General features: G+C 42.8%; 9 protein-coding genes. 4 read left to right on the top strand and 5 right to left on the bottom strand.

All coding sequences use genetic code 11. The features are described 5' to 3' along the window. Positions 1 to 416 precede the first annotated feature (416 nt). Positions 417 to 1676 (bottom strand): adenylosuccinate synthase, encoded by a 1260-nt coding sequence (locus AB6E51_RS14445; RefSeq protein WP_372058412.1) that lies wholly within the window; start codon positions 1674 to 1676, stop codon positions 417 to 419. Between the two features lie 214 nt (positions 1677 to 1890). Between AB6E51_RS14445 and AB6E51_RS14440 the strand changes: the two genes are divergently transcribed. The 4 genes from AB6E51_RS14440 to AB6E51_RS14425 all read left to right on the top strand — a co-directional run bounded on the left by AB6E51_RS14440 (position 1891) and on the right by AB6E51_RS14425 (position 6772). After that, the gene (locus tag AB6E51_RS14440) at positions 1891 to 2763 is read left to right on the top strand and encodes a LysR family transcriptional regulator (RefSeq protein WP_017059183.1); all 873 of its coding nucleotides are present in this window, start codon (positions 1891 to 1893) and stop codon (positions 2761 to 2763) included. 276 nt (positions 2764 to 3039) lie between these two features. Next, a complete protein-coding gene (dmeF, locus tag AB6E51_RS14435; RefSeq protein ID WP_017059184.1) occupies positions 3040 to 4035 on the top strand; it encodes a CDF family Co(II)/Ni(II) efflux transporter DmeF in 996 nt (331 codons plus the stop codon). Next, positions 4013 to 4429 (top strand): MarR family winged helix-turn-helix transcriptional regulator, encoded by a 417-nt coding sequence (locus AB6E51_RS14430; RefSeq protein WP_017059185.1) that lies wholly within the window; start codon positions 4013 to 4015, stop codon positions 4427 to 4429. Before dmeF ends, AB6E51_RS14430 begins: the two co-directional genes overlap by 23 nt. 618 nt (positions 4430 to 5047) lie before the next feature. Continuing rightward, complete coding sequence (locus AB6E51_RS14425) at positions 5048 to 6772, top strand: methyl-accepting chemotaxis protein (protein WP_372058417.1); 1725 nt, start codon at positions 5048 to 5050, stop codon at positions 6770 to 6772. 145 nt (positions 6773 to 6917) lie between these two features. On the opposite strand, the gene AB6E51_RS14420 is transcribed toward AB6E51_RS14425, so the two are convergent. From AB6E51_RS14420 to AB6E51_RS14405, 4 genes are all read right to left on the bottom strand, one after another. After that, positions 6918 to 7157, bottom strand: coding sequence for a PAS factor family protein (locus AB6E51_RS14420; RefSeq protein WP_004733935.1), 240 nt, complete (start codon positions 7155 to 7157; stop codon positions 6918 to 6920). Positions 7158 to 7269: 112 nt separating this feature from the next. Then, positions 7270 to 7914 carry an HAD family phosphatase gene (locus AB6E51_RS14415; protein WP_065583616.1) on the bottom strand — a complete coding sequence of 215 codons (645 nt, stop codon included), beginning with the start codon at positions 7912 to 7914 and terminating at the stop codon, positions 7270 to 7272. 20 nt (positions 7915 to 7934) lie between these two features. Further along, positions 7935 to 9020 carry a class I mannose-6-phosphate isomerase gene (locus tag AB6E51_RS14410; RefSeq protein ID WP_065583617.1) on the bottom strand — a complete coding sequence of 362 codons (1086 nt, stop codon included), beginning with the start codon at positions 9018 to 9020 and terminating at the stop codon, positions 7935 to 7937. Positions 9021 to 9022: 2 nt separating this feature from the next. Further along, positions 9023 to 10477, bottom strand: a complete 1455-nt coding sequence (locus AB6E51_RS14405; RefSeq protein WP_372058411.1) for a mannitol dehydrogenase family protein — start codon at positions 10475 to 10477, stop codon at positions 9023 to 9025. Positions 10478 to 10530 lie beyond the last annotated feature (53 nt).

Below are 10530 nucleotides of genomic sequence, written 5' to 3'. Positions count from 1 at the left end.
AGCTGATCAGATCGTAGGTTCTTGATTTAGTTCCATTGAATTACGCAACAAAGCCGTATTACTATTGAGGTAGATGGGCTGTTTGTCTGAACCTAAACCTAAATCGCAATAGTTTGAAGCTAATTTGAGCTGGCATTGGACTGTAACAAGGTTCAATAAGGTCAGTTCTAAACTTAAGTAACACCAGAAGTAACATCCTAAAACTCTATTTTTATAATATTTATTTTAATCAATCGGATAGGGTAGATAGTAGAGTCCAGTAGCGGCACCAAATTCGTTCTTCATGAACAAACAAAAAAGCCCACCTAGTGTGGGCTTTTTTGTGTCTGTAATTCCTTGTGTTATCTCGTTCTTTATGAACAATCAAAAAAGTCCACTGAATGTGGGCTTTGATGTAGATCTTGTCGTCTTCTAAACTAAGCGCGAATGATCATTTGCTCGCGCTCTGGACCTACCGATACCATCACGATTGGCACACCCATCAGCTCTTCGATACGAGTAACGTAATCTTGCGCTGCTTGAGGAAGGCTCTCAAACGTGCGGCAACCCGTGATGTCTTCATCCCAGCCAGCCATATCTTCATATACGGGCTTTAGCTCAGCCGTTTGTGGCCAAATCGGGTTCTCTGTGTGCTCTCCTGAGTAAGCAGTACAGATCTTAAGCTCAGACAAACCAGACAGGCAATCAATCTTAGTCAGTGCGATTTCCGTTGCAGCTTGCAGGTCAACACCGTTGCGAGTTGCCACTGCATCAAAGTAACCCATATCACGTGGTCGACCCGTAGTTGCGCCGTATTCGTTAGAGCTTTCGCGGAAGCTGTCTTGTTCTTCCATTGCAGTTACTAGCGTGCCAGTACCAACAGACGAGCTGAATGATTTAGCAACAGCGATAACACGTTCAGGACGAAGTGCAGGTAAACCGCTACCAATGCCAGCATAAGCTGCGGTTACATTCGAAGATGTTGTCCAAGGGTATTCACCGTAGACAAGGTCGCGACCTGCGCCTAACTGAGCTTCAAACAGTAGGTTTGCGTCTTGTGATTGCAGCGCTTTAAGCGGCTCAGTTACGTTGCAGATGAACGGGCGCCACGCTTTAGTTACTTCAAGTAGCCATTCTGTCATTTCAGAAGCAGTCTGGGAGAAGTCACATTGAGGGTAGAGCGCTTTAAGCTGAGGCATCTTCCAATCAAGTAGGAATTGAATACGCTGCTCTAAAATTTCAGGTTGATTCAGCCAACCGACAAGAATGCCTTTCTTCATTACACGATCGCCGTACGCTGGTGCAATGCCTTGACGTGTAGAGCCGTAAGCGCCATCGCCCAAACGCTCTTCTTCAAGCGTATCTTCAAGAGCATGTAAAGGGAGACACAGTGTCGCACGATCTGCGATCGCCATTTTCACTTTGATGCCAGCCTCTTGAACTTCTGCAATCTCTTCAGTTAGCGCAGCAGGGCTGATCACCATGCCAGGGCCAAGAACCGCCGTACAATTAGGATTAAAAATACCACTAGGTAGTTGGTGCAGTTTGAATGTACCGAAGTCATTTACCACAGTATGACCTGCATTGTTTCCGCCTTGGAAACGAATGCTAGCAGAAGCTTGGTCTGCTAAAAAATCGACGATGCGGCCTTTGCCTTCATCACCCCAGTTTGCGCCCACAACAACGATAGATGGCATAATTTTTCTCCTAACTGATTGAGGAATCATGTTAGGCCTACAAGGTGGATAAGAGAAATTAATTATCTTTATTATCTTGATAAGGATTTCATATATCCTTAAAGTCTTAAGCTACAAACGAGATTCCCTATCACGTTCGTTCCTCACTGTAGGGAATGACGATGGGGCATTCTTTACTTTTAGGGAATGATATTAGTGACACGAGAGAGAGGACATGATGCTCGATATTAATTTGTTGAAGACGTTTGTGACGCTTGCGGAGTACAAGCATTTTGGGAAAGCGGCCAATGCACTGCACATGACACAACCCAATGTGAGTTTGCACCTAAAACAACTGGAACAACAAACACGCATAAAGTTGATAGAGAGAAGCCCTTTTCAATTGACTCAAGCGGGTGAACGGCTATTGGAAACAAGCCAAAGAACGCTACTCGAACTGCAGATTTGTCAGGCCGATCTCAATGCCATTAACGACCTTAAAATAGGGACGTTAACCATTGCCGTAAGTGACATCATTTCTCGATTTTTGCTAATTCGTCCGTTCCAGAAGTTCAAAGCGCAGTATCCCGGTATTGACCTTACGCTCTTGAATACCACGTCATCTCAGGCATCGAATTTAGTTAAAAATGCTCAAGCGGATATTGGTTTTGTTATCGCCAAAGAGCAGCACAACGAGTCTTTGTATTTCACTAAGCTGCAAGAGCTTTCTTGGTGTGCGCTTGGCGATGGGTTTGATATCCGAGACTCTGATGCAGAGCTCACTTTGATTCTACTAGGTCATGATACGAGAACGCGTGACTTTATTGATGAAGGTTTACCAAGCCTTAATCTACCTAATTATAGGGTGATGGAAGTAGGGAGTGTCGATGCTCAAATCGACTGGGCAGAAGCGGGATTTGGTGTGGCTATTGTCCCGGAGTTTGCGGTATCAACCAAGCAGCACCTGCATTCGAAAGTGACACCATTGACCAACTTCTCGAGCACCAGTCTTGGTTATATTGTTCGGCAGAACCAAGTCTTGTCGAAAGCAACCAAGCAGCTGTTAGGTTGGGTGAATGATGAGATTATTTCATTGCAAAACAAATAAATACAATCATTGAGTTTGACTCAATCAGCCCACCTCGAGTGGGCTTTCTTGTCCCTGGAAAGCCTCGTTTTTACTGAATCAATAATCTTTGGAACAAACTAGCGCTCACCATCAACTATTCGTCCCGCAAATCAGAGTTTCAAAATTCATCGTTGACAAAGTTTGACAATCAAACTAAATTTCAAATTATTACTTTGATCGTCAAATTACTTGTCAATCAAAGGGCTTTTATTTGCAACGATCATCTAACCACAAACACAAGCTAAGGACGCCATTTTGAGTTTTCCAACACGTCACCAACACAACTTTTCTTCACATAACAGTCAAGGTGAGAAACGCACGTTCTATGTCCTGTTATTGACCGTCGTTACCATGGTTGTCGAAATTGTTGCAGGTACTATTTACGGCTCGATGGCATTGCTTGCCGATGGTTGGCACATGGGGACGCACGCCGCAGCGTTTGGTATCACCTTATTTGCATACCGTTATGCGAAGAAACATGCCGAGAGCGAACGTTTCTCTTTCGGTACTGGCAAAGTCAGCGTGTTAGGGGGCTACACCAGCGCGATTGCATTGGGGATTGTGGCATTGTTGATGCTGGTGGAATCAGTACATCGTTTGTTTAACCCACAAGCGATTCAGTTCAATGAAGCGATCATCGTTGCTTGTATTGGTTTAACTGTGAATGTGGTGAGTATGTTTTTACTTGGCGATCACCATCATGATCACGGACACGAGCATGGCCACAATCATAGTAAGAATCACGGTCATTCACATAGCCATGAGCACGACAGCGACCATGGTCATAAACATGGCGAGCATCACGGACACCATCATGATCACAACCTACGCGCAGCCTACATGCATGTGTTGGCGGATACTCTAACTTCGCTGCTTGCGATTGTTGCGCTGCTATTTGGTAAGTTTTACGGTTGGAACTGGTTAGATGCAGCAATGGGAATGGTTGGCGCATTCGTGATTGCTAAGTGGACGATGAACCTTATGAAACAAACCAGCCCAATCCTGCTGGATGAGAATATCGACCAAGATTATCGTGACTCAGTGACCAAAACCTTAACGCCTTATGCGTCGGTCACCGATTTCCATATGTGGAAGGTGAGTGGGCATCACTATTCAGCAGCGATTACTCTTGAATCAAACAGTGATAAAACCGTCTCTGAATATAAACAAATGCTCGCCAAGTTTGATAAGATTAATCATCTTACTCTTGAAGTGCATTCAAACGACCATGCGAAATATAGAACAGCTTAACCAAATACTGACTGAGTTCTACGATAAAATGTCTTCGTGGGAGCAGTCTGTTGTCAAAGAGACGGGTTATTCCCTGGCTCAAGTACACACCATTGAAGTACTTGGTATGCATGGTGCGTTAAGAATGAAAGAGCTCGCTGAAAAGTTGGGTATTACCACGGGTACACTTACTGTTCAAATAGAAAAGTTGGTTAAAGCTGAATTGATTGAGCGCCATGAACACCCAACAGATCGTCGTGCGATTGTGGTTGCCTTGACGGATGAAGGGCAGAAGATACACGTTCACCACAATCAGCTTCACTTGAATTTGGTTAATGAGCTGACGCAAGATATCGAAGAAGACGAGAAAGCGGTGTTATTGAAGTGCCTAACCAAGATGGTAAAAGCGTTTTAGCCAGCCTTGAATTCGCACCTAACTCTTTAGCTGCAAAGCGATTGACTAGAAAATCAAAAGATGGACCTGACTCGAATTGAGTAGGTCCATTTTTTTCGCCGTTTACGCTCTACTGTACAATCATCAATAGACGGATTCACTGTTTAAAAACCAAGTCAAAACCTCCAATATTGCGCTTCGCTCGTGCTCTTCTGGAGAGCCAAAAAAATGTCATCATAAATAATGCATCCAAATGTGCGTCAAAGTCTTTTAATTCAATGCCTTGTACACCATGACATTCAAGCCATTTATGTTCCGTCAAATAGCTGTCTCTCACTTTTATCATTCAACTAATGTACATGTATTCAATTTGTGTTATTGATGCTTTTATCTTTAGTGAAAAGATTCATTCTCTGTTTGAATACCATTGAGAATGTCACTGCTGGTGGGCTGAACAGTCGCTAGATTTAGTGCTCATTACTGATACAAAAAATATAACAATAATCAGGTCGCGCAAGTTGGATATCCATTCTTTGATGCGATTTATTTGGATACTCATAGTTAATTTAGTAAAGACGAGCCACGTATATGAACATAAAGAAAAAGCTCTATTCGTTGGGGATGTTCTCCATCTTCGGCATGATTTCACTGCTGTTTACCACATCACAATTTGCAGACACCACCGCTCAAATGAGCGAAGCCAAACAAATTACCAAAGAGCTTGAAGTGCGTTTGCTCAACCTTCGCCGTAACGAGAAAGATTTTTTACTGCGTAGCGATATGAAATACCTCGACAAGTTCGACGTAAACTACAAAAAATTCTTAGCGTTTGAATCTGAGCTAGATACAGTGCTCAGTGATTTAGGTTTAGCCAACAGCACACACCTACGTGAAGACATCGAAACCTACCACACCAGCTTTGTTAACTTAGTTAAAGCGAGCGAAGTCTATGGGCTATCACGTGACAAAGGTATGCTAGGCGAGTTTCATGTTTTGCTCGATAACATCAGCGCGACAGCCAGTGCGGAACAAAAAATCGAGCTTTACCTGTTCAATGACTTAATTGAGAAGGGGGAGTTTGACCCGAGTGTTCTTTCTATAACTTCAAATATGAGTAGCTCAGCGGCTTTGATAGACGCTGCTCGCCAAGTGGTTGAGCAAAAGCGCGTGATCGGTTTGAAGCATAACGAAGGCCTGCTAGGCGAAGCGCGTTCTGGTTCGCACGTTATCGAGACTCAGTTTAAAGAATTCTCGGCGGTGCTAGACCAACAAACGCAGCAAGAGATGGACAAACTATCGCTGATCAACAACATCCTTTGCGTCACACTACTTGTGTCGATCATTCTGTTCAGCTGGTTAATCGTCCGTTCTATCATTGGCAAAATTGAGTCACTGCTTTCGGTTATCCGTAATATCGTTAACTCAAACGACGTGTCTATTCGCTCTCACCTAGATGGTAAAGACGAACTCAGCACGCTAGGCCAATACTTCAACCAACTGTTGGATCAACTGGAAGGGCTTATCGCTGCCTCTCAATCTAAGTCACTGCAACTGACACAAAGCACATCGAACATGCATGATGAGCTAGAGTCAGTAATCAAACAGTTTGAAGTTCAAGCAAATCACACATCTACAATGACAACGTCAGTTCAAGAGATGGTACTCACCATTGGCGAGATCTCTGAAAGCACATCGGTTGCCGCTGAAGGTGTACATCAAGCGAAAGTGAATGCCGATAAAGGCCGTGAAGTGGTGGTTGAAACCATCAGCAACATCACCCAGTTGTCTGAACGTCTTTCAAGCAGCCAAGATTCGATCAGTTCACTGAACCATCATGTTGACCAGATCGGCGATGCAGTAAACATCATCCAAGGCATTGCAGAACAAACTAACCTATTGGCATTGAACGCAGCAATTGAAGCAGCACGTGCGGGTGAACAAGGTCGTGGCTTTGCGGTAGTTGCCGATGAAGTACGCGCACTAGCAAGCAGAACGCATCAATCGACCACAGAGATAACTTCCGTGGTGAGTGCAATTCAAAGCCAGATGCAGGCGTCGATGACAGAGATTGGCGAGTGTAATCAACAAGGTCAACTAACGCTGAAAGATTCGGAAGAGCTGGATGCGAGCTTGCAACTTATCTTGAGCGACATGGAAAGCATCCAAGGTAATTCAGAACGTATTGCTTCAGCGATTGAAGAGCAGGGCGCAGTAATGGCGCAAGTGAGTGACTCAATTACTGAGCTGAACACTATCTCGAACGACAATAACGCTTCGGCGCAGCATTGCTTAGTTGAAGTGGACAAGGTAGCAGAGCAAGCGAACGATATGGACCAAGCGGTCGCGCAGTTCAAGACTTCATAAACAACATAGAACTTACTAAAACAAAAGGCGTGGATCATCTACGCCTTTTTTGTGCCTGAAATTCAAATAGATAGATGACGAGAATAAAAAAACGGCCCGATCTGGGGGAAGATCTGGGCCGTTATATTACGTATTAAAGGGGGGACTACTTATTTCGGCCTTCCAGCACATCCAGTGCCAGTTCAACCGCTTTATCAATATTGTCGCATCCCGCTAACTTACCTGAGCTGATAGGACCAAGCACATTAGCGTATAACGAGAGCTGCTTGTTAAATGGCAGGCTCAACTGCTCATATAAACGCTGGCGAATCTCGGCATGTTGCTCAGGAGCGTGAGCAGCAAGGCTTTTCAAAGTGTCATAAACAAGAGTGGTGGTAGTGTTCATTCGTCTCTTTATCTTTGAGTGGGGGATTTCTATTTTAATATCATTTGGGTACAAGTTGCTGTGATATATGTCATACAATAAGTCAAATAAACTTAGGGTGAGCATTTTGGTCTTAACTGACAAGTGAGAAATCATCAATGATTTTTAACGCACCTGAAAAATCATTGTTTATGTTGAAAGAATGTTGAAATGCAATGACTTCACAACCACTAGCTAAACCAGCCTGAAGTCCTGGAGCCGAGTCTTCAAAGATAATGGTTTTACTTGCGGTTACATTTAATCTAGATAGCGCCAACAAATAAGCTTCCGGATCTGGCTTGTGCATTGAAACATGCTCTTTAGCGATGACAAGATCAAACAAGTGCTCAAGTTTACAAGCTTCCAGTATTTGGTTAGCCATCCACTGTTGCGCAGAAGTTACAACCGCACATCGCTTCCCAGAAGATTTTAGTTGCTGTAGGAGGCCAACGACACCTTTATTGATAGATAATCTTTGTGAAAGGAGTAATTGATAATGTTCCTTAAATTTATCGTTAAACTCTTGTCTCTCTGGTTCGATTTCTCCAACTTTGAAAAAATACTGAACGACATTTTCCCATTTCATACCCATTACATTTTGATAAATACGGTGGTCAACGATGGAACCATAGTCTTTACAGGTCAGCGCTAATGCTTGGCCTTTGAGCGGCTCGGAGTTTACTAATGTTCCATCCATATCAAAGATAAAGGCGTCGTAATAAAGTTTTATTGGTTCCATTTCAATACGTTAACTCAGGATTAATTCGTTAATGGTGGGTAGCATTCAATAATCTCGACGCCATCGTCTGTTTCTATCGTGATATTTTCAATGCCAGCCGGGCAGAAAAATTTATCGTACTTATTGAGTACTAAAATTTCTTCGTCTAATTTAATCGTACAACTGCCAGCAGCAATAACACCGACATAAAAGTCGTTCTCAGATTTGGTGATGCTGCTAATGACTTTTGTGCGACAAACTCGATATCTGTCGGTTGTTTTGTCATCAATGAGAGACTCTTTTACCGATCCGTCAGCATAAGCTGTTAATAGTTGAGGTGTCTTTTTGTTCTGAGTTGCCACAGCTTCAACCGACTTCTCTGAATAGTCAAAAACATCAAGGCAAAAGTCCAAATCTCGCTTCATGTAGCGAGCTTCTTCAGGAAGTGTATAACCAGCTCGTTCAAACTCAAATCGAACAGCCCAGTCCGATGGTTCCATTATCTCAATCATTAGAATGCCTTCGCCAATCGCGTGAGGCATTCCTCCTGGAATAAAGTAACACTCACCAGGAGATACTTTGATTTTTTCGAAGCAAGTTTTCAGTCGGTTAATGTCTTGTTCAACAATGATCTCTTTCAACGTTTCTTTAGTCGGAGGCGTCTGAAATCCGAGATAAATATAAGGATCATCAATCTCCTCACGAACTTGTAAAATATAGTAGGCTTCAGCCTTGCCTGAATTTGAATCTAGGTGCTTTTGGGCAAACTCTCTGGTTGGGTGTGCTTGGAAATGTAAGCGAATTGAAGAGTCTAGAAACTTAATCAAAACCATAGGGTTAGGACCGAATCTACTGAAGTGCTCTTTACCTAAAAAATACTCAGGATCTAGATCTAATAATTCGGCGAAATCGAGTGAGTGATCGCCGATAATCGCAGTTGATTGACCTTCACTGATTGTTTCTCGACCTGGGTTAACGGCTTTAGTGACCGATGCAATCCAGTCTTCAGGAAAATGAGAGTCGACCGGAACGCTTTCGTTATTAATTTGGTCTAAAACCTTACCACCACTGTAAGAGCGCCAAACGCGGTTCTGACCAAATCGAATCAACTTATTTTTGTATTCCATGCCTAGCCCTTTAAGTTCAGTGTTTTTGTTAAGTTATGTAAAGTTTGCATTGCACCAACCTCTTGAATACATTCGAAAAGGTCGACTATCTTATTTACGAATTCGGCATCTGCAAGAAGGCTAGATTCAAAAATACCATCAATGCTTAATAAAGAAATGACAGCTTCACGAGGCGTTTTACTTTCTTGTTTGATTTGCTTGAACACGCCAGCCATTGGATCATGAACCTCGATAGCATCGCCGTTGTCATCCATGCCAATCACATAAGCCATCCACCCTGCAATGCCCAACTCTAACCAAGTTGTTTGAACAGCATTTTCACGGTTATATTTGAGAGATTCACAAAATCGTGGTGGTAATTTCTGACTTCCGTCCATTGCTATCTGAGAGGTAAGGTGTTTTAAATTTGGGTTAGAGAAACGTTCAATCAGCGAATCTGCGTAAGCTGCAATGTCAGTTTCCTTTGGTAACGACAATGAAGGCGTTTGCTCATTCATCATGAAGTCTAGAATCACCTTCTTAAAATATGGGTCTGAAATCGCTTCTGACACATACTTATAACCACTCAAGTATCCCAAGTACGCAAGAAGTGAGTGACTACCATTTAGCATGCGTAGCTTCATCTCTTCAAAAGGTATGACATCATCGACAAATTGCGCGCCCACTTCATCCCAATTTGGTCGACCAATTACAAACTTATCTTCTATTACCCATTGTCGAAAAGGTTCACAAGCGATGGCACATGGATCCGAGTAGCCGATAGCTGTTTCTATATAAGATAAGCTTTCTTTACTCGCCGCTGGAACAATACGGTCTACCATAGTGTTTGGGAATGTGACATTAGCCTCTATCCAAGAATACAACTCCAAGTCGACCAATTTTGCAAAACTAAGAATAGCCGACTTCGCTACTTCTCCATTGTTTTGAATATTGTCGCAAGACAATACGGTGAACGCGTTAATATTCCTTTCTTTTCTGAGTCTTAAACCTTCAACGATATAACCGATGGCGGACACTGGACGAGAAGGTGAGTCGAGATCGAGCTGGATGAGACGATTGTTAACATCAAGAGAGCCAGTACTTGGTTCAATGCAATAGCCTTTTTCTGTGATAGTCATTGAGACTATACGAACGTTTGGATTCGCAATTTTTTCGATGATAGTCGACTGACCGTCTAGATCTGGATGTAAGGATTGAGTGATTGCCTTTGATATTTTTATTTGTTCGCTTGTCGCACCTCTCTCCAAAACAGTGTAGCAATGACCTTGCTCTCTTAACTGCTGAATAAGCGATTGTGAACCAAATAAGTTAATGGAACAGATCGTCCAGTTAGACTTTTTATTGTCTAACAATTCGCTTGTATATAAAGCTTGATGAGCTCGATGAAAAGCCCCTAAGCCAATGTGAACAATTCTCTGTTCTTCTTTTAAGTATTGATTTAAAACATTTTTATTCATACTTCCGCACTCTCACTCCAATTTTTAAAATCAGACGGCTATAAAAATTACCA

Source organism: Vibrio sp. 10N.247.311.47 (assembly GCF_041467535.1).
Lineage (GTDB): Bacteria > Pseudomonadota > Gammaproteobacteria > Enterobacterales > Vibrionaceae > Vibrio > Vibrio crassostreae_C.
Note: the sequence above shows the minus strand (reverse complement) of the source record. Positions and strands in the feature narration are given on the sequence as shown.

Coding starts and splice junctions, on each gene's coding strand:
- AB6E51_RS14445 (WP_372058412.1), bottom strand. CDS start 1,676: ATGCCATCTATCGTTGTTGTGGGCGCAAACTGGGGTGATGAAGGCAAA.
- AB6E51_RS14440 (WP_017059183.1), top strand. CDS start 1,891: ATGATGCTCGATATTAATTTGTTGAAGACGTTTGTGACGCTTGCGGAG.
- AB6E51_RS14430 (WP_017059185.1), top strand. CDS start 4,013: ATGCGAAATATAGAACAGCTTAACCAAATACTGACTGAGTTCTACGAT.
- AB6E51_RS14425 (WP_372058417.1), top strand. CDS start 5,048: ATGATTTCACTGCTGTTTACCACATCACAATTTGCAGACACCACCGCT.
- AB6E51_RS14420 (WP_004733935.1), bottom strand. CDS start 7,157: ATGAACACTACCACCACTCTTGTTTATGACACTTTGAAAAGCCTTGCT.
- AB6E51_RS14415 (WP_065583616.1), bottom strand. CDS start 7,914: ATGGAACCAATAAAACTTTATTACGACGCCTTTATCTTTGATATGGAT.
- AB6E51_RS14410 (WP_065583617.1), bottom strand. CDS start 9,020: ATGGAATACAAAAATAAGTTGATTCGATTTGGTCAGAACCGCGTTTGG.
- AB6E51_RS14405 (WP_372058411.1), bottom strand. CDS start 10,477: ATGAATAAAAATGTTTTAAATCAATACTTAAAAGAAGAACAGAGAATT.